Source organism: Allobosea sp. 2KB_26 (genome assembly GCF_052115715.1).
Classification (GTDB): domain Bacteria; phylum Pseudomonadota; class Alphaproteobacteria; order Rhizobiales; family Beijerinckiaceae; genus Allobosea.
In genome coordinates, this window is the sequence record NZ_JBFRHE010000007.1 from 288,768 (window position 1) to 308,279 (window position 19,512).

General features: G+C 64.3%; 16 protein-coding genes and 2 tRNA genes. 13 read left to right on the plus strand and 5 right to left on the minus strand.

Going from position 1 to position 19,512, the window contains the following annotated elements; genetic code table 11:
- Positions 1–46: 46 nt before the first annotated feature.
- The gene (locus AB4099_RS20465) at positions 47–1,024 is read left to right on the plus strand and encodes a hypothetical protein (protein WP_441479403.1); all 978 of its coding nucleotides are present in this window, start codon (positions 47–49) and stop codon (positions 1,022–1,024) included.
- Positions 1,011–2,018: a DUF2891 domain-containing protein gene (locus AB4099_RS20470; RefSeq protein ID WP_441479404.1), complete on the plus strand. Its 1,008-nt coding sequence runs from the start codon at positions 1,011–1,013 to the stop codon at positions 2,016–2,018. Before AB4099_RS20465 ends, AB4099_RS20470 begins: the two co-directional genes overlap by 14 nt.
- Before the next feature lie 223 nt (positions 2,019–2,241).
- Here the strand turns inward: AB4099_RS20470 and AB4099_RS20475 are convergent, their stop codons facing one another.
- The 3 genes from AB4099_RS20475 to AB4099_RS20485 form a co-directional block, all read right to left on the minus strand.
- Positions 2,242–3,696, minus strand: coding sequence for a cryptochrome/photolyase family protein (locus AB4099_RS20475; RefSeq protein WP_441479405.1), 1,455 nt, complete (start codon positions 3,694–3,696; stop codon positions 2,242–2,244).
- 127 nt (positions 3,697–3,823) lie between these two features.
- The gene (locus AB4099_RS20480; protein WP_441479406.1) at positions 3,824–4,117 is read right to left on the minus strand and encodes a hypothetical protein; all 294 of its coding nucleotides are present in this window, start codon (positions 4,115–4,117) and stop codon (positions 3,824–3,826) included.
- Between the two features lie 155 nt (positions 4,118–4,272).
- Positions 4,273–4,346, minus strand: a tRNA-Cys gene (locus AB4099_RS20485).
- Positions 4,347–4,539: 193 nt separating this feature from the next.
- Here AB4099_RS20485 and AB4099_RS20490 point away from each other — a divergent pair.
- The 4 genes from AB4099_RS20490 (at position 4,540) to AB4099_RS20505 (ending at position 8,382) form a co-directional block, all read left to right on the plus strand.
- Positions 4,540–4,614: transfer RNA gene (locus AB4099_RS20490), tRNA-Asn, on the plus strand.
- 714 nt (positions 4,615–5,328) lie between these two features.
- Positions 5,329–5,970 (plus strand): protein-L-isoaspartate O-methyltransferase family protein, encoded by a 642-nt coding sequence (locus tag AB4099_RS20495; RefSeq protein ID WP_441479407.1) that lies wholly within the window; start codon positions 5,329–5,331, stop codon positions 5,968–5,970.
- A gap of 159 nt (positions 5,971–6,129) precedes the next feature.
- Positions 6,130–7,530, plus strand: a complete 1,401-nt coding sequence (locus tag AB4099_RS20500) for a TolC family outer membrane protein (protein ID WP_441479408.1) — start codon at positions 6,130–6,132, stop codon at positions 7,528–7,530.
- Positions 7,531–7,773: 243 nt separating this feature from the next.
- Positions 7,774–8,382, plus strand: a complete 609-nt coding sequence (locus tag AB4099_RS20505) for a PopZ family protein (RefSeq protein ID WP_441479409.1) — start codon at positions 7,774–7,776, stop codon at positions 8,380–8,382.
- Between the two features lie 126 nt (positions 8,383–8,508).
- Here the strand turns inward: AB4099_RS20505 and AB4099_RS20510 are convergent, their stop codons facing one another.
- A complete protein-coding gene (locus AB4099_RS20510) occupies positions 8,509–8,736 on the minus strand; it encodes a hypothetical protein (protein ID WP_113519109.1) in 228 nt (75 codons plus the stop codon).
- 210 nt (positions 8,737–8,946) lie between these two features.
- Between AB4099_RS20510 and dps the strand changes: the two genes are divergently transcribed.
- The 7 genes from dps (at position 8,947) to AB4099_RS20545 (ending at position 18,594) form a co-directional block, all read left to right on the plus strand.
- Positions 8,947–9,429, plus strand: a complete 483-nt coding sequence (dps, locus tag AB4099_RS20515; RefSeq protein ID WP_441479410.1) for a DNA starvation/stationary phase protection protein Dps — start codon at positions 8,947–8,949, stop codon at positions 9,427–9,429.
- Between the two features lie 119 nt (positions 9,430–9,548).
- Positions 9,549–12,368, plus strand: coding sequence for a valine--tRNA ligase (locus AB4099_RS20520; protein ID WP_441479411.1), 2,820 nt, complete (start codon positions 9,549–9,551; stop codon positions 12,366–12,368).
- A gap of 71 nt (positions 12,369–12,439) precedes the next feature.
- Positions 12,440–14,068: an alkaline phosphatase D family protein gene (locus AB4099_RS20525; RefSeq protein WP_441479412.1), complete on the plus strand. Its 1,629-nt coding sequence runs from the start codon at positions 12,440–12,442 to the stop codon at positions 14,066–14,068.
- Positions 14,069–14,228: 160 nt separating this feature from the next.
- Complete coding sequence (locus AB4099_RS20530) at positions 14,229–14,810, plus strand: YqaA family protein (RefSeq protein ID WP_113519105.1); 582 nt, start codon at positions 14,229–14,231, stop codon at positions 14,808–14,810.
- 279 nt (positions 14,811–15,089) lie between these two features.
- Positions 15,090–16,820 (plus strand): dihydroxy-acid dehydratase, encoded by a 1,731-nt coding sequence (gene ilvD, locus AB4099_RS20535; protein WP_113519104.1) that lies wholly within the window; start codon positions 15,090–15,092, stop codon positions 16,818–16,820.
- Positions 16,807–17,760, plus strand: coding sequence for a tetratricopeptide repeat protein (locus AB4099_RS20540; RefSeq protein WP_441479413.1), 954 nt, complete (start codon positions 16,807–16,809; stop codon positions 17,758–17,760). Before ilvD ends, AB4099_RS20540 begins: the two co-directional genes overlap by 14 nt.
- Positions 17,761–18,144: 384 nt before the next feature.
- A complete protein-coding gene (locus AB4099_RS20545) occupies positions 18,145–18,594 on the plus strand; it encodes a hypothetical protein (protein WP_113519102.1) in 450 nt (149 codons plus the stop codon).
- A gap of 64 nt (positions 18,595–18,658) precedes the next feature.
- Here the strand turns inward: AB4099_RS20545 and xth are convergent, their stop codons facing one another.
- A complete protein-coding gene (gene xth / locus AB4099_RS20550; protein WP_113519101.1) occupies positions 18,659–19,444 on the minus strand; it encodes an exodeoxyribonuclease III in 786 nt (261 codons plus the stop codon).
- Between the last annotated feature and the right edge of the window lie 68 nt (positions 19,445–19,512).

Genomic DNA, 19,512 nt, shown 5'->3' on the forward strand with positions numbered 1-19,512 from the left:
TATGGGCTTGCTTATCGTTTGCGTCCAAAGCAAACGGGCGTGCCTCATGCCATCCAATCTTCCGCGCCTGATCCCGCGCGGGCCGACATTGCTGGCGCTGGGCGTCATGCTCGGGCTGATCTTTCCCGCGCTGGCCGAGCTGGCGCGCCCGCTGATGCCGGCGGCGATCTTCCTGATCGTGCTCGGGACGCTGCTGCGGATCGACATGATCGCAGTGTTCGCCGTGATCCGACGTCCCTCGCTGTCGGTCTTCCTGCCCTGCGTCGTGATGATCGCATGCCCGATCCTCGCCGGCATCGCCGCGCACCTGACCGGCCTTGCCCCGGAACTGGCATTGGCGCTGGTTCTGGCCGTATCCGCGCCACCGTCGAGCGGCACCGCGGCGGTCGCGAGAATGCTGGGGCTGGATGGGGCGGTGCCGCTGGTCGTCACTCTCCTGTCCATGGCGTTGGCGCCTATCACCATACCACTGCTGGCAAGCTGGTTCGGCGGACTCTCCGTCGCGCCTCTCGACCTCGCGCTGAGGCTTGCGCTGCTGATCGGAGGGGCTGAAGGCGTCGCGCTCATCCTGAGGCGGTACGCCGCGGCCGCGCTGGCGGTCCATGGCGCCGTGGTGGACGGCATCACTGTCGCAGCGTTGCTGGTCTTCGCTCTGGCGACCATGGCCGGCATGCGCAGCCAGATCGAGAGTGATCCGCAGGTGGCCATCATCTGCCTGGCGCTTGCCTTCGCCTGCAATCTCGGCATGCAGCTCGGCGGGGCCCTGGTGCTGCCGGGGGGCCTGCGCGAACGTCTGGCCGTCGGCCTGATTCTCGGAAACCGCAATGTCGGTCTGGTCTGGTCGGCGCTCGGTGCGGCAGCAACCCCGCGGATGGCGCTTTACTTCGCGGCGGTTCAGCTGCCGATCTACATCATGCCGCGCCTGCTCGAGGCGCTGCTCGCACGATCACGCAAGGATCGTCCGGTCACCGGTGTCTCCGGCCGCGCCGTGACAATCGAAGGGAATGCCGATGACACGATCTGATCTTACGCCTGAACTGGCTGCACGTTTTGCCGCCATTGCGCTGGGGCACGTCCGGCGCGAATATCCCAACAAGCCTGACCATGTCCTGGCCGGTCCCGAGGACGCCCGGACGCCGCGTGATCTCCATCCGGTCTTCTACGGCAGCTATGACTGGCATTCCTGCGTTCACAGCTACTGGATGCTGGCACGCCTGCTGCGCCGCTTCCCGAGCCTTCCGCATGCCGCGGATATTCGCGCGCTGTTCGACGAGCAGTTCGTCGCCGACAAGATCGCGGTCGAGTGCGCCTATCTTGCCTCACCGAGGGCGCGCGGCTTCAAGCGGCCCTATGGCTGGGCATGGCTTCTGAAACTGGCCGAAGAACTGCACCTGCATGACGACCAGCGCCGGTCGCAGGTGCTCACGCCACTGGCGGACGCTTTCGCTCAGCGCTTCCGCGACTTCCTCCCGCTTGCGACCTATCCGGTCCGCGTGGGCACGCATTTCAATACGGCCTTCGGCCTCAGGATGGCGGCTGACTATGCCGCGGTGACGCGGGACGACGCCTTGATGGCGCTGCTGCGCGACACCGGCAGACGCTGGTACGGCGGGGATACGGATTGCCCGGCCTGGGGCGAGCCGAGCGGCGACGACTTCCTGTCCTCCGCGCTGATCGAGGCGGAATGCATGAGGCGCCTCCTGTCGGGGGATGAGTTCCTGCCCTGGTTCGACCGCTTTCTGCCCAGGCTTGCCGACAGCGCACCGGAAACCCTGTTCCGGCCGGCGACTGTCAGCGATCGCACGGATGGCAAGATCGCCCATCTCGATGGTCTGAACCTCAGCCGGGCATGGTGCTGGCGCTCGCTCTCCGCGGCGCTGCCGCCCGGCGATTCGCGCCGGGCCTTGGTAGAGGACGCCGCCGCACGGCACCTGACGGCCGGGCTTCCCCATATCGCCGGCGACTATATGGGCGAGCACTGGCTCGCGAGTTTTGCTGTGCTCGCGCTCGAAGGGTGAGGGCCCGCATCACTCAGGCTCGCGCCGGCTGCTTCCGCCGGCGCCGTCCGGTGGTTTTCGCAAACGCGATCTGACACATCTCCATAGAATCGGTGCGGAGGTCGCTGCGGACGCGGAAGCGAGCATCGACGCAGCGGGCGCAAGGCTCGCATACTGGCGACGATCAGCTCCAGCTGCCACCCGGAAATGCGGTGGTCGCAACGCCAGCGCTCATGCCGCACGTTTATTCGCGCCCCAACGACGCAAGGGCGGCGAGCGCCCGTTGCCGACCAAAACCGAGATCGACGATCGGGTGCGGATAGGTTTCTCCGAGCCGGACGCCAACGGCTGCGAGCTTACCGGTCGGAACCGTCCAGGGGCTATGGATCTCCGAGTCCTGAAGCTGACCGAGCTCCGGGATCCAGCGTCGGACATAGGCGCCGCGGGGGTCGAATTTCTCGCCCTGCGTCACTGGGTTGAAGATGCGGAAATAGGGAGCGGCATCGGCGCCCGATCCCGCAATCCATTGCCAACTCGCGGGATTATTGGCGGGGTCGGCGTCAACGAGAGTGTCCCAGAACCAGCGCTCGCCCTCGCGCCAGTCGATGAGCAGGTGCTTGATCAGGAAGGACGCGACGATCATCCGCACGCGGTTATGCATCCAGCCGGTCGTCCAGAGTTCGCGCATGCCGGCATCGACGATCGGATAGCCTGTCAGCCCGCGTTGCCATGCGTGCAGCGCGGCGTCGTCCTGTCGCCATGGAAAGGCGTCGAAGCGGGAGTTGAAGTTCTGCGTCGCCAGGTCGGGGTGATGGAAGAGCAGGTGGTAGGAGAATTCACGCCAGCCGATCTCCGAGAGAAATTTTTCTACATCGTCGGGGCTGCCCGGGATTTCTCCTGCATGCCGGGCTGCCAGCGTCGCGTGCCAGATCTGGCGGGGCCCGATTTCACCGAAGCGCAGATACGGAGAGAGACGCGAGGTCGAGATCTTGTCGGGGCGGTTGCGCCCCTCGCCATACCCGGCGATCGCTTCGCCGAGGAACGAGGTGAGGGCGTCCCTGGCACCGGGCTCGCCCGGTATCCATGCCTTGCGCATGTCTCCAGCCCAATCGGGGGCGGTCGGTTCCAGCATCAGCCTCTCATGATCGAGGGCAAGCGCTTTCAGCGATTCGGGGAGAGGCAGCGGTCTCAGCTGAGTGGGGGCTAGCGCTGGAGCTGCCGGTTCGCCGCGGGCCCGGACTGCGCGCCAATAGGGCGTGAAGACCTTGAAGGGCGTGCCGGAGCCCGTTGAGACCTGCCAGGGCTCGTTGAGCAGGCTTGCATTGTAGCTCGCGACAGCGGTGCCAGCCTGGGTCAGTTCACGCTTCAGCTCCGAATCAAGCGCAATGGCGGCGGCCTCATAGCGACGATTCCAGGTGACGAGGTCGACGCCTGTCGCGGCCACGACCATGGGAATCAGCGCGGCAGGGTCTCCCCGCATCAGGATGAGCCTGCAGCCGCGCGCGCCCAGGTCTTCAGCGAGCGCGGCAAGCGAGCGTGACAGCCACCAGCGCGCTGCGCCGCCCAGGACGCGCCGTTCCGGCGATTCGTCGAGGATGTAGAGGCAAAGGACGGGGCCATGCGCCGCAGCTGCGCAAAGAGCCGGATTGTCGGCGAGGCGCAGATCGTCGCGAAACCAGAACAGGGAGGAGGCGCTCATCCCTCGTGATAGCGTGCCTCCCGGTAGCCTGCACCAGCGGCTCGCGCGAAATCGGCGCCGTCAAGGCGCCGATCCTGGCATTGCTTCCGGGCGGGAGAATCGACCTCCGGGCCGGAATGCGGCGCTATCAGCGGTAATAGGGCCGGCCGTAATACTGGCGATGGCGCCAGTGCCCGCGCGCATAGCCATAGGGCGGCGGGCCGTAATGGCGTCGGCCGTAATAGCCACGCGGAGGGCCGTAGCGATAACCGGGGGAATAGTGTCCGCGGCCATGGCGCCAGTCGCGATACTGAACCTGCTGAATGTCGGACGTCCCGCTCAGCTGGTCGGCAGCTGTGGTCGGCGGCGCTGCGAGCGCGGCTGCGGGCTGGGCACCCGTCAGGCCCAGCATCACAGCCGAGGCGAGGAAAAAGTTTCGCATGATTCGTCTCCAGGTGAATCGGATCGACGGCATGGAAGCCGATCGGGCTGGAACCCCTGATGAACGGGATTGTCCGGAACCGTTCATGTCGCGCAAAGCACTGATGCCCCCGCATTCGCGAAGGTCAGGGCAGTCTGGGTATTGATTGAAGGAGGTGGAGGCCTCGCCCGGAATCGAACCGGGGTGCAAGGATTTGCAGTCCTCTGCGTAACCACTCCGCCACGAGGCCATCCGGGGACAGTCACGCTGCGGTGATGTCCTAGGGCCGCCTATAACCACATGGCGCGCCGGGCCGCAACCGGGAACAGCAGCAATCCCCGTGATGACCTATGGTCATCTGTGGATGAACAGGATTCCTGCCCTCGAAGTGTCGCAAGGGGCTTGCGCCCGGACAAAGGCGTCGCTATTACCCCGGCCATCGGTCCCGGATAGCTCAGCGGTAGAGCAATCGACTGTTAATCGATTGGTCGCAGGTTCGAATCCTGCTCCGGGAGCCAACACTTCTTACATCCATGAAATTGATGCCTGCGTTCCGCCCTCAACGAGGGGCGGCCGGATGTTGGCTTGCGATTTCAGAATCTTACGCGCACTTGCTGAACTGAGTTCCGCGAGGGGCTGTGTGTCCGCCATTGCGCGATCACTTCACCACAATCCGCCGAGGCCAGCTTCGGTTGCGACGCCGCCGGATCAGGCGCGCGGTCACGGGGACGGTCAACGCCGCAGGTCCCCGCGCGATCGCCGATCATACCGCTGCAATCAGGGGCACGATGACAGCGAGGCCTTGACCCGGCAGGTTCTGGCGGCTGCGTCGCGAGATCGGTTGGTGCGCCAAGTTGTCGAACACGCCACCTGCCTCAGGTGCGCAACGGCCTGGAGAGGGCAGGAGGGCCAGCTCCCCGTCATGGCGAGGAGCGGGGATGGCGGGGTCGCTGCCGGATGGAATGCTCGTGTCCAGATCGACCTGATTCAGAAGCAGCGATCGCAGATCGATCGAGATGGGGCCCGCGGAATCGTGCCGGTCGAATCTTGGCCGGATTGCATTGCGACGACGTCATGAGGCCGTCTGTCGATCTGCCGCGCATTTGCTCCTCAGAGGCAAGAGCGCGCTGCAACTGAACCGGCGCCCTGCTGCCGCCATCTTGCCTTTTGCGACCGCCTCGAACAAAAGCTGAGGACGGCGAACACGCGCCGCGCAGACGGAGATTGAGGATATGGACAGCTTCACCGAGCTGCGCCGGATGATGGTCGATTGCCAGTTGCGGACCTATGACGTGACGGACCGTGCGGTTCTCACGGCTGCCGACCGCGTTCCGCGCGAAGCTTTTGTTCCCGCCGAACTCTCCCATCTTGCCTATCTCGACCAATCTGTTGCGCTGCCGGGCACGAGTCGGGCCCTGATGACGCCGATGGTGATCGTGCGGATGATCCAGGCGCTAGGCGTTCAACCTGGCGAGCGTGTGCTCGAATATGGCGGCGGCACGGGATACGGCGCTGCGTTGATGGCGGATATGGGCGCGGTCGCCACGCTTTGGGAGCCTGACGCTGGCGCCCTCGATCAGGCCCGTGGTGCGCTTGCGCTGGCTGGTGCTGTTGGCGTCACGCTCAGCGCAACGCGGCCTGCCGAATCTCATTTCGATGCGATTCTCGTCAGCGGCGCCTGTGAGATCGTTCCGGAGAGTCTTTTTGGTCTCGTCAACGATAACGGCCGGCTGATCCTGGTCGAGGGGCAGGGGCGAGCCGCACGGGTGCAGCTTTATCAAAGGAGCGCGCAAACCATGTCGGCGAGGCCGGTTTTTGATGCTGCCGCGCCTGTTCTGGAAGAATTTCGCCGCGTTCCGAGTTTTGTATTTTGATTCGGGAGTGTCGCATTTATGCGGCACTGCGCCATGGAAACGATTGTTGGCGCCTCGGTGAGATTGGCGCGGGCCTCGGCTCCGGGTATGAATCACTGCACTATGCCGAGGCTGGGGCGATGCCTGGGCGAGACTTGAGTCCGCACAAGAGGCGTCCACGTGAACGAAAAAGAAATTAGGCGGAAGTCGGCCGGATACGGTCTCGCTGCGGTTCTGGCCACCGTTTTGGCCGCCAGCCAGATCACGACGGCTTCTGCGCAGACGATGGATGCATCGCTGGCGCGGGCCTATAATGGTAACCCGACGCTGAATTCGCAGCGTGCTGCGGTGCGTGCGACCAACGAGAATGTGCCCCAGGCACTGTCCGGCTACCGGCCGCGTATCACCGCCTCGGCGGATATCGGCGCGAGCCTGCTTGACGCCAATCAGCCCGGACAGGGCAACAGCACGTCCCGCCTGGCGCCGCGTGGCGCAGGCGTCCAGATCGACCAGAACATCTTCGACGGCGGCAAGACCCGCAGCTCCGTCAGCCAGGCGGAATCGCAGGTGCTGGGTGCGCGGGCGACCCTGCGCAATACCGAGCAGAACGTGCTGCTCGATGCCGCGACGTCCTACATGAACGTGCTGCGCGACACGGCGATTCTCAATCTGAACCGCAACAACGTCGAGGTTCTCGAGGAGCAGCTGCGTCAGACGCGTGACCGATTTCAGGTCGGCGAAGTAACCCGGACCGACGTGGCGCAGGCGGAAGCCCGGCTGTCGCAGGCGCAATCCGCGGAGATTCTGGCGGAATCGAACCTCAAGACCAGCATCGCGCGCTTTCGCCAGAATGTCGGCGTGGAACCAAAGCAGCTCGCGCCCGGACGGCCCATCGAGAACCTGCTGCCGAAGTCGCTGCCGGCCGCGCTTGATGTCGCGTTAGTCGGGCATCCTGCGGTCATCGCGGCTCTGCACGGCGTCGATGCGGCGGAGTTGCAGGTGAAGGTCACGGAAGCGGATCTCTATCCGACTGTGGGTGTGCGCGGCTTGGTTGCGCAGCGCTATGACAGCCAGCTTTTTGGTGACAATCGCTTCTCGGCGAGCGCTGTGGCGACGCTGACGATCCCGATCTACGAAGGCGGCCAGGTCTATTCGCGGACCCGGCAGGCCAAGGAGACGGCCGGCCAGCGCCGGATCGACGTCGACACGCAGCGCGACACCGTGCGTGCTGCCGTCGTCTCAGCCTGGGGCGCCCTTGATGCGGCCAAGGCGCAGATCATTGCGGCTCAAGCACAGGTTCAGGCGGCTGAAACCGCGCTTGCAGGCGTCCGCGAGGAAGCCAAGGTCGGTCAGCGTACCACGCTCGACGTGCTCAATGCGCAGCAGGAACTGGTGATTGCCCGCTCGACGCTGGTGACGGCGCAGCGCGACCGGGTCGTCGCATCCTATGCCGTGCTCTCGGCCGTCGGCCGGCTTTCAGCTGAGACGCTGAAGCTCAAGACTGCGGTCTACGACTCCCGCAAGCATTACGATCAGGTCAAGGGTCTGCTCTGGGGCACCCAGGTTCCTGACGGTCGCTGAGACCGCTTTGAAGATTGACGACGGGGGCTGAGGCCCCCGTTTCTGTTTGGATTGCCCGCGCTACCGCGCTACCGCGCGGCCCGGCTGCCCTTTGATCGGTGGGAGACATTCCGGCAACAGCCCGGATTTCTCCTGTGGGTGGGCTGGCACCTGCCTTGCTTGGCGCTCTTTGCGTGGAATACTCACCGTTGGGGCTGCGTTTGATTCGATTCGCGCGCCCGGTGTCGAGTGGTCGGACCCAGCATGAGCGCGCAACCCAAGCCCAACGAACCGTCGATGGAGGAGATTCTCGCCTCCATCCGCCGGATCATCGCGGATGACGAGGTCAAGCCCGCCGAGGCGAGCGCACCTGCGCCGGCGCCCGAACCGCCTCCCGCGGCACCCCAGTTGCAGCTCGTCGAGGAGATCGATGACGACGTGCTCGATCTCGGAGCCGAGGCGAGCCTGGTCGCATCACCTGCGATGGCTGAGCCCGAGCCTTCGGCAGTGGCGATGCAGCCCAGCCTGGATGTCGATTTCATCGAAGCGGCCGAGCCCGAGTTCAAGCCGGAGCCGCAGCCGGAGCTGCCAGCGCAGATGTTCGTGCCGCCAGCCTTCGTTCCGGCTCAGTCCGCGCCGCCATCTCTCGATATGGCCGCTCTGATCTCCGAGCAGGCCGGCTCCGCCGTGAACAACGCCTTCGGTGCGCTCGCCCACACGGTCCTGACCAACAACGCTAGAACGCTCGAGGATCTGGTCAAGGATATGCTGAAGCCGATGCTCAAGACCTGGCTCGATGACAATCTACCGACCATGGTGGAACGTCTGGTGCGCGCCGAGATCGAACGCGTCGCCCGCGGCAACCGGCACTGAGGCATTTCCGGTTCGCCAGGACGAAATCGGCCCGGCTGAGGTATCGGCCCGAAAGGTGAATTGCGGTTTCGCTGCGGCCACAGAAACTTGGTTCATCCGATCGGAGACGACATCCGGTCCGATAGTCTAGCGCCCGCGCAGCCGTCGCTGGGCCCGTTGTGGCACTCTGATGTCATCAAACGCGCCGGCATCGTGCAACTGCTTGATGGCGAAGCCGGCGAGGGTCAAGGCGGCGGTTGGCCCGCCCAGTCGTGAGACCAGCATCGCGAGGCCGACCGCAACAGGGCGTGAAAAACGTCCCGAAGCCGCTTCGACGGCGAGCCATGCTCCGAGACTATGAACGAGGAGCTTCATCCGGTCATCCTGCTGTGCTTGAGGGACGGGGACAATCTGTTCGATGAAAGCCTAACCACCAAGACAGGATGCGGTTCCCTATCCCCGTCGTTTGACGACTGCGCCGTGGCGTGCCTGATTCGTGTCCGAAGGAGTGCGAAGCCGTCCCCGGGGGCAGACTGTTTCGCGAGCCCAACGCCACCTTCAGCGATCTCAACGCGAGGACTGACCATGAAGAAGCCCACGTCACGCATCGATCTGAAGTCCAACACCAAGATTGCAATGATCAGCCTGCTCAATGCCCGCCTGGCGGACGGCATCGATCTTGCGCTGGTCACCAAGCAGGCCCATTGGAACCTGAAGGGGCCGGGATTCATCGCTATCCACGAGATGCTCGATGGCTTCCGCGCCGAGCTCGACACCCATGTCGATACGGTCGCAGAGCGCGTGGCACAGCTTGGCGGGATTGCGCTGGGCACAACCCAGAATGTCGCATCCGGCACAACGCTGAAGCCCTATCCGACAGAGATCGTCGCAGTGAAGGATCACCTGGCGGAGCTGATCGAGCGCTATGCCGAGACCGCCAAGACCGTCCGCACCGCGATCGACACCGCGGCTGAGGCTGGTGATGCCGACACGGCCGATATCCTGACCGGCTATTCCCGGGCGCTCGACAAGGCACTCTGGTTCCTGGAGTCGAGCGCGGCGGCCTGACTTCCGCATTGTCGAAAGCGTTGACGGGACGCCCACGCATGGGCTCTTAAGACCAACGACCTTTTGGCCTGACCTTCGGCCGGGGCTTTCCCCCGGCCATTTTGCGTTCGAGCGAAGCAATGATGGACAAGACATTCGAGCCCGCCACCGTCGAGGCGCGCATCAGCAAGGCCTGGGAAGAGGCCGAGGCCTTCCGGGCGGGGCGTGGCGCCGAGCCGGGCGCTGAGCCCTATTGCATCGTCATTCCGCCGCCGAACGTGACCGGCTCCCTGCATATGGGCCATGCGCTCAACAACACGCTGCAGGATGTGCTCTGCCGCTTCGAACGTATGCGCGGCAAGGACGTGCTCTGGCAGCCGGGCACCGACCATGCCGGCATCGCGACCCAGATGGTGGTCGAGCGCAAGCTTGCAGCCGAGAACAAGACCAACCGCAGGACCATGGGCCGCGAGGCCTTCCTCGAGGAGGTCTGGCGCTGGAAGGCGGAGTCCGGCGGCACCATCGTCAACCAGCTGAAGCGGCTCGGCGCCTCCTGCGACTGGTCGCGCGAGCGCTTCACCATGGACGAGGGGCTGAGCGCAGCCGTGCTCAAGGTCTTCGTCTCCCTGCACAAGCAGGGGCTGATCTACCGCGCCAAGCGGCTCGTGAACTGGGATCCGAAATTCCAGACCGCCATTTCCGACCTCGAGGTCCTGCAGGTCGAGAAGACCGGCTCGTACAAATGGCAGCGCGGCGGGGAGGAGGAATTCGACTCTGCCAAGCTCGACAAGGCGCTGAACCGCGATCCGAGCGGGCATCTCTATTATTTCAACTATCCGCTCGAAGGCGTGGTCTACGACCCCGACGACGCTTCGACCTTCATTACGGTTGCGACGACCCGGCCGGAAACCATGCTGGGCGATACCGGCGTCGCCGTGCACCCCGAGAACGAGCGGCTGAAGGGCCTGATCGGCAGGAACGCGATCCTGCCGCTGGTTGCGCGCGTCATCCCGATCTTTGGCGACGACTATGCCGACCCCGAGAAGGGCACAGGCGCGGTCAAGATCACGCCAGCGCATGACTTCAACGATTTCGAGGTCGGCAAGCGCCACAAGCTTGCGGTCATCAATATCCTCGACGGCGAAGCGCGCATGCTTCTCGAAGGGAACGAGGACTTCCTGGCCGGCGCCAAGCCTGAGCGGGCGGTGCAGGCTCTGCACGGCCTCGACCGCTTCGCTGCCCGCCGTCTCGTCGTCGCGCTGATGGCCGAGCGCGGCTTGCTCGTGAAGATCGAACCGCATGCGCATACCGTGCCGCATGGCGATCGCTCCGATGTCGTGATCGAACCCTGGCTGACCGATCAGTGGTATGTCGACGTCAAGCCGCTGGCGGAACGCGCGCTCAAGGCCGTGAAGGACGGGCGCACCAAGATCACGCCCGATAGCTGGACCAAGACCTATAATGACTGGCTCGAGAACATCGAGCCCTGGTGCGTCTCGCGCCAGTTGTGGTGGGGGCACCAGATTCCGGCCTGGTACGGACCGGATGGCGAGTGCTTCGTCGCCGAATCCGAGACCGCTGCGCAGGCGCTGGCGGTCGGCCATTACGGCGGCCCGGTTGCGCTGACGCGCGACGAGGACGTGCTCGACACCTGGTTCTCGTCGGCGCTCTGGCCGTTCTCGACGCTGGGCTGGCCGGAGGATACGCCGGAGCTCAAGCGCTATTACCCGACGGCGACGCTCGTCACAGCCTTCGACATCATCTTCTTCTGGGTCGCCCGGATGATGATGATGGGCCTCAACTTCATGGACGAGGTGCCATTCAAGGACGTCTATATCCACGCCATCGTTCGCGACGAGAAGGGCGCGAAGATGTCGAAGTCGAAGGGCAACGTCATCGATCCGCTGACGCTCGTCGACAAGTATGGTGCCGATGCCCTGCGCTTCACGCTCTCTGCCATGGCGGCGCAGGGGCGTGACATCAAGCTCGCGACCTCGCGTGTCGAGGGTTATCGCAACTTCGCGACGAAGATCTGGAACGCCTCGCGCTTTGCCGAGATGAATGGCTGCCAGCGCCTCCAGGGTTTTGATCCCGCCCTGGTCAAGCAGCAGCTCAATCGCTGGATCCTCAGCGAGGCGGCTCGCGCCGCCGACGAGATCGCGGCCGGCATTGCCAGTTTCAAGTTCAACGAAGCGGCAGGCGCCGCCTATCGCTTCGTCTGGAACGAGTTCTGCGACTGGTATCTCGAGCTAGCGAAACCCGTTCTGCAGGGAGACGGCGCCACCACAGAGGAGCGGGCTGAGACACAGGCGACCGTTGCCCATGTCATCGACCTGATCTGCCAGCTTCTCCACCCCTTCATGCCGTTCCTCACCGAGGAACTCTGGGCCGTGAAGGCGGGAGAGGGGGCTCCGCGCAAGCTTGCCAAGGGCGATGCCGCGCTGGTCTGCCTGACGCGCTGGCCCGAGCTTGCCGGCCTGGCGAATGAGGCGGCCGAGGCAGAGATCGGCTTCGTCGTCGATCTGATCTCCGATATCCGTTCGGTCCGCTCCGAGACCAATGTGCCGGCCGGCGCGCAAGCGCCTCTGGTCCTGGTCAAGGCGAGTGCTGCAACCAGGGCGACAATCGAAGCCTGGGCGCCGATGATCGAGCGGCTCGCGCGTGTCTCCGCGATCAGCTTCGCCGAGGTCGCCCCGCCGCAATCCGCCCAGATCATCGTGCGCGGCGAAGTGGCGGCGCTGCCGCTCGCCGGCATCATCGATCTGGACGCCGAACGGGCGCGCCTGACCAAGGAGCTCGGCAAGCTCGACCAGGATATTCTCGCGGTCGAGCGCAAGCTCGGCAATCCGGATTTCGTCGCTCGTGCGCCGGAAGAGGTCGTCGAGGAAAATCGCGAGCGCAAGACGCAAGCGGAGGCACGGAAGGTCAAGATCGGGGAAGCGCTGCTGCGGCTACAATAGCCCGGTAGCGCGTCACTCCTGCGTTATGCAAAGACTGGTAGGGTTCCAAACATGCTTGCAGGAGCCCTGCCATGTTTCGCCGCGATGTCTTCGGTCGGTTCATTCTCGATGAGTTCCTGACCGAAGCGGGCACGCCCTCGCGTCGGCGCTTCCTGCAGGGGCTTGCAGCCTCGGGCCTGTTGCTGACCGGCGGCGGCGTGCTCGACCAGCGGGTCTGGGCCAATCCGGTCTTCGCCGCCTATCCTTTCGGGCTCGGTATCGCTTCGGGCGATCCGTCCGCCGATGGCTTCGTGATCTGGACCAAGCTCGCGCCCCTGCCGCTTGCGCGCAATGGCGGCATGCCCATGAAGGCAGTCGAGGTCACCTACGAAATCGGTACCGAGGCGAATATGCGCCAGGTCGTGCAGCGCGGCTCGGCCCTGGCCCGGCCCGAGCTCGGCCATGCCGTCCATGTCGAAGTTTCCGGACTGGAGTCCCACCGCGACTATTTCTACCGCTTCTCCTGCGGCGGCGAGCGCTCCATGACCGGCCGCGCCCGTACCTTCCCCATGGCGAATGCGTCGATCGAGCGGGCCCATTTCGGTGTGCTCGGCTGCCAACGCTACGAGGACGGCTATTTCACCGCTTTTCGCCATGTGGCGGATGAGCACTTCGATTTCATCTACCACTATGGCGATTACATCTACGAGTATCGCATGGTGCGGCCGAACGAGCGGCCATTGCCCGTCGCGCGCGTCATGCCAGGAGATCCCGACGAGATCTATTCGCTCGCCGATTATCGGCATCGTTATGCGATCTACAAATCCGATCCCGACCTGCAACTGGCCCATGCCTCGGCACCGTGGCTGGTCTCGTTCGACGATCATGAGGTCGACAACAATTTTGCAGGCCTGGTCTCCGAGCAGAATATTCCGCCGGAGATCTTCGCGCTGCGCCGCGCTGCCGGATTCCAGGCCTGGTATGAGCATATGCCGCTGCGTCGCACGTCGATCCCGAATGGTCCGTCTATCCAGGCCTATCGGCGCTTCCTCTATGGCGATCTGGCCCAGATCGATGTGCTCGACACTCGTCAGTTTCGCTCCGACCAGCCTTGTGGGGATGGTGCGCATGCGGCCTGCGCTGACGCCCTGAAGCCCGAAAACACGATGCTTGGCGAGAAGCAGGAGGCCTGGCTCGCCGATGGCCTGCGCAGTTCAAGCGCGCGATGGAACGTGCTGGCTCAGCAGGTCATGGTGATGCGTCATGATCGCGATCCTGATCCCAAGAAGACCAGCTACAGCATGGACAAATGGGACGGTGCCGTCGCGGCACGCCAGCGACTGTTCGACACGCTGGAGAGCGCCCGCACGAGCAACGCCATCGTGCTGACCGGAGACATCCACCAGAACTGGGCGGGCGAACTCAAGGCCAATTTCGACGATCCCAAGTCGAGGACACTTGGTGTCGAGTTCGTCGCGACCTCGATCACCTCGGGCGGCGACGGAGCCGATACGACCAGGGCAGGGCAGGTGATCCTGCAGAAGAACCCGTATATCGGGTTCTTCAACAATCAGCGCGGCTACATGCGCCATACCCTTTCGCAAGGCGGCTGGCAGGCCGATTACCGCGTGCTGGAGCGGGTTACCACTGCCGGGGCCGCGGTCTCCACCCGCGCCAGCTTCGTCGTCGAGGCCGGAAAACCGGGGATGTCGCCGAAATGAACCGCTGTCTGCGCTGCCCGCGTCAGGACATGAATCGGTCGCCAAATTGACCTTGAACTAAGAGACCTCTGGCATATTCCCGGGGACACGATTAGATGCGCGCGGGGTGCAAGTCTGCCATGCGCCGTTCGATCCACTGCACGAGACACTGAACCGACGCATGCTCAAGCGAGCTTATGATTGGTGCGTTTCCTACGCATCCCACCCCGCCGCGCCGTGGCTGCTCTTCGCCCTGACTTTTGTCGAGAGCTCGGTCAGCCCGTTGCCTCCGATTCCGCTGCTGCTGCCGATGTGCATCGCGCGGCCGGATCGGGCCTGGTTCTATGCCGGGATCTGCTCGCTCGGCGCGGTGACGGGGGGCTATCTCGGCTATGCGATCGGCGCCTTCCTGTATGAATCCGTCGGCGTCTGGCTGATCAGCATCTACGGGCTTCAGGACAAGGCTGCCCATCTGATCTCGAGCTCGCAGGATTTCTGGTTCTGGGTGCTCGTCACCAAGGGGCTGACGCCGATCCCGTTCAAGATCGTCACGATCATGTCGGGCTTTCTGCATTTCGACATCTGGAAGTTCACCATCGGCATGGTGATTTCACGGGTCACCTTCTTCGCCATGATTGCGCTCGCGCTACGCTTCTACGGCGACAACATCCGTATCTTCATCGAGAAGCACCTGCCGCTCAGCGTGACGCTTCTGCTCGTGGTGGTCGTTGGCGGGTTCTTCGTCCTGCCCATGGTTCTCTGAGCTGCGGCTCCTCGAATTGTGACATCGTGGCCACACCGCTGAGGCATCGCATGCGCGCTGTCCCTGAGCTGGATCAGATGCCGCGATGCCGCCACAAAGCGCCCCCAGCAAAGAGGGACGTTAAGTCACTGAGATTTAGATGATTTAAAGTCGGGTTTGTCCGGTTGGAAGATTATGTCCTTCCCGGGCCTGTAAAGAGACTGAACGTTGCGCCTGGCGCGGGCTGCGTGGCACATCTGCCGCGCACTGCAAGCGCAGGGTGGAACGAGGACAGGTAGAATGGACGCGCGCGTTTTCGATAAGTCGAAGCTACCCAGCCGGCATGTCAGCGTCGGGCCGGCGCGCGCTCCGCATCGCTCCTACTACTACGCGATGGGGATGACCTCGAAGCAGATCGCGCAGCCCTTCGTCGGTGTTGCGTCCTGCTGGAACGAGGCGGCTCCCTGCAACATTTCGCTGATGCGCCAGGCCCAGGCCGTCAAGAAGGGCGTTGCTTCGGCCGCGGGCACGCCACGCGAGTTCTGCACCATCACGGTGACCGACGGCATCGCCATGGGCCACCAGGGCATGAAGTCGTCGTTGGCCTCGCGCGAGTGCATCGCCGACTCGGTCGAGCTCACCATGCGCGGCCATTGCTATGACGCGCTGGTCGGCCTTGCCGGCTGCGACAAGTCGCTTCCGGGCATGATGATGGCGATGGTTCGCCTGAACGTGCCGTCGATCTTCATCTATGGCGGTTCGATCCTGCCTGGCACCTTCAAGGGCAAGCCGGTCACCGTCCAGGACGTATTCGAGGCCGTCGGCAAACATTCCGTCGGCGCCATGTCGGACGAGGACCTGAAGGAACTAGAGGAGGCGGCCTGCCCGTCCTCGGGCTCCTGTGGCGCCCAGTTCACCGCCAACACCATGGCGACGGTTGCCGAGGCGATCGGTCTTGCGCTGCCCTATTCCTGTGGCGCGCCCGCGCCCTACGATGTGCGCGACACCTTCTGCTACACCGCCGGTGAGATGGTGATGGAGCTGATCGCCAGGAACATCCGCCCGCGCGACATCGTCACCCGCAAGGCGTTGGAGAATGCGGCCATGGTCGTGGCGGCCTCGGGCGGCTCGACCAATGGCGCGCTGCACCTGCCGGCGATCGCACATGAATGCGGCATCGATTTCGATCTCTTCGCCGTCGCCGAGATCTTCAAGAAGACCCCCTACATCGCCGACCTGAAGCCAGGTGGGAAATACGTCGCCAAGGACATGTTCGAAGTCGGCGGTATTCCGCTGCTGATGAAGACCCTGCTCGACCATGGCTACCTGCATGGCGACTGCATGACTGTGACGGGCCGTACGATTGCGGAAAACCTCGCTTCGGTGAAATGGAACGATGAGCAGGACGTGATCCGCCCCGCCAACAAGCCGCTGTCCGACAATGGCGGCGTCGTCGGTTTGCAGGGCAATCTCGCCCCTGAGGGCGCGATCGTGAAGATCGCGGGCATGCCGGCCGAGAGCCTGGTCTTCACCGGGCCGGCCCGCTGCTTCGACTGCGAGGAGGACGCCTTCAGGGCCGTCACCAATCGTGAGTACAAGGTCGGCGACGTGCTGGTCATCCGCTACGAGGGCCCCAAAGGCGGCCCCGGCATGCGCGAGATGCTGTCGACGACCGCGGCCCTCTACGGCCAGGGCATGGGCGACAAGGTCGCGCTGATCACGGACGGGCGATTCTCCGGCGCGACGCGCGGTTTCTGCGTTGGCCATGTGGGGCCCGAAGCCGCTGTGGGCGGGCCGATTGGCCTCATCCGCGATGGTGACATTATCGAGCTCGATGCCATCACAGGAAAGCTCGCGTGCCGCCTTTCTGATGCCGAACTTGAGGAGCGTCGTAAGGTCTGGAAACCGCGCAAGACCGACTACAATTCGGGCGCGCTGTGGAAATACGCGCAAACGGTCGGCTCCGCCAAGGGCGGGGCCGTGACCCACCCAGGAGGGGCGGCAGAAACCCATTGCTATGCGGATATCTGAGGCCATCATAGCTGGAACATTCCTGATCCTGGGCTGCCAGTCGGTAGCCTGGTCGCAGGATGTCATGGGCCGGGCGCCGATCCCGCCGCGCTCGATTCCGGGCGCTCCGCTGCCGGAGCCCGAAGGGCCGCCTCCCGCGGGCCTGCAGGCTCTGCCCAACGGCCGCGTGCTGGCGCCTGCGCCGAATGCTCCGGCAGCGCATGCTGCGCTGCCGCTGGCACCCTTCGCCAGCGCGCGCGATGCGCTGAAAGCCTGGATGCGCGATTCCACGGCTGGTGATCAGGCCGGCGCCGTGCGCGCGCTCGAATACGCCGCGGCTCACGGCCACCTCACGGCCCAGTACAAGCTCGGCCGGATGTATGCCGGTGGCGAAGGCGTTCCCAGCAATGATCTGAAGGCCTTCGAGTATTTCTCGAAGATTGCGGACGAGAATGCCGATGCGATTCCCGGCACAGCCGACGGGCGTATCGTCGGCAGCGCCTTCGTGGCGCTCGGCAGCTATTTCATGGACGGCATCAAGGGCTCCTATGTGAAGGCCAATATCGACCGGGCCTTCGATATGTTCCACTATGCCGCATCCTATTTCGGCGATCCCGACGGGCAGTACAATCTTGCCCGGCTCTACATGAACGGGCAGGGCACCGGCCGCGACCAGCGGCAGGCGGCGCGCTGGATGAAGCTCGCAGCCGAGAAGGGGCATGTGCCGGCGCGTGCCGTTTTTGGCGACATGCTGGTTCGTGGCAGCGACGGCGTTCCGCGTCAGGTCTCACAGGGGCTGATGTGGCTGGCTCTGGCACGCGATGCCGCCGATCCGGCGCGTGAAGCCTGGATCTTCGAGCGCTATGACGCGGCCTTCGCTGCGGCTTCCGTGAGTGACCGCAACGCGGCGCTATCGCTGGTTGAGCGCCAGCAGGTTGCAGGCCGCTCCAGCGAACGCTGAAAGCCACACCGACGTCTCTGACCACCGCCCCACGAGGCGGTGTAGGCAAGGTCGCCCTGTCGTCCCCACCGCATCGTTCTCTCCTTCAGCCCTGCATGCATCCTCGCCTTGTCATTGCGAGGAAAAATCATTGCTCGCGTTTCGGCTCCTGATGTTGCCGGTCGGAACTGCCGCGAAACGCGCCGATTTTCTGGCACGCGCCGTCTGCTCGTCGGCGGCCGCACAACCCTGGAAGCGGGCCACGCCGGTGCGAAACGGGCGCACACCGAGATGTGATGGCGCCGGCTTGTTCGAGGCCTGAACACGGGTCAATGTTCATCGTATGTTCATGCAGTAAGGCGGACATTCATTGTAAGGCGAGGCTCACTTGATGGGAGATTCGTCATGACCTCAATGCTCAGCATCACCAAGACGACTGCCGCTGCCTTCGCCGCGGTCATGGCAGTCGGTGTCATCGCATGGTCGGCGCCAGCCGAGGCGCGGTTCGGCGGCGGCGGCGGCTTCCAGGGTGGTGGAGGCTTCCATGGCGGTGGCGGAGGCTTCCACAGTGGCGGCATGGCCTTCCACGGCGGTGGCGCCCGAATGGGTGGCTTCGGAGGCGGCGGTTTCGCCCATCCCGGTTTTGCCCACCCAGCCTTTGCCGGTCGACCGGTTTTCTTCCACCAACAGCGGTTCAACCATAACCGGTTCTTCGTCGGCCCGGCCTTCGCATTCGCCGTCGGCGCGCCCTATTACTACAACACCTATTACAATGACGGCTGCTACTATGCGTGGCAGCAGCACTACGACCAGTGGGGTTACGCTGTCGCTCGCCGCGTCTTGGTCTGTTACTGACAAGCCGTTCCATGCGACGCGGACGACGCGTGGTCTGGGCAATAGCCGCGCAAGGACGCAGTGATCACGCTGCCATCAACTCCACGATGACCGGCACATGATCCGACGGCTTGTCCCAGCCGCGGACATGTTTGGCGATCGAGACAGCGGCAAGCCTGTCTGCAGCGTGCGGGGAGAGCAGCAGATGGTCGATCCGGATGCCGTTGTTCCGCTGCCAGGCGCCAGCCTGATAATCCCAGAAGGTGTAAAGCCCGCCGGAATCCGTGGTCGAGCGCAGCGCTTCGGTGAAGCCGAGATTGACGAGCCCGCGGAAGGCGCCCCGGGTCTGCGGGAGGAACAGCGCATCATCGACCCAGGCCGCGGGGTCGCGCGCATCACGCGGCTCGGGGATGACGTTGTAATCGCCGGCCAGCACGAGCGGTTCTTCCTGGGCGAGCAGCATTTGCGCATGGGCGGTCAGGCGGCGCATCCAGCCGAGCTTATAGGGATATTTTTCGGTATTGGGCGGGTTGCCATTCGGCAGGTAGATCGAGGCGATGCGGACCACGCCGTCGGCATAGGGCAGCACGCCTTCGAGATAGCGCGCCTGCTCGTCGGCATCGTCGCCGGGCAGGCCGCGGCGAACATCCTCGAGTTTGGCGCGGCTGAGAATCGCGACGCCGTTGAAGGTCTTCTGGCCATGGGTCTCGACCTGCCAGCCGGCCTCCTCGATTTCGCGCCGCGGGAAATCCCCGTCGACGCATTTCAGCTCCTGCAGGCATAGGGCGTCGGGCTCCGATTCCCTGAGGAAGTCGAGCAGATGGCCAAGCCGCTGGCGGACCGAATTGACGTTCCAGGTGGCAATGCGCAACGGGCTGGCTCCGAGTCAGATCGAGGGCTGAATAAGCGTCAGAGATCGTCCGCTGACAACCCTGCAGT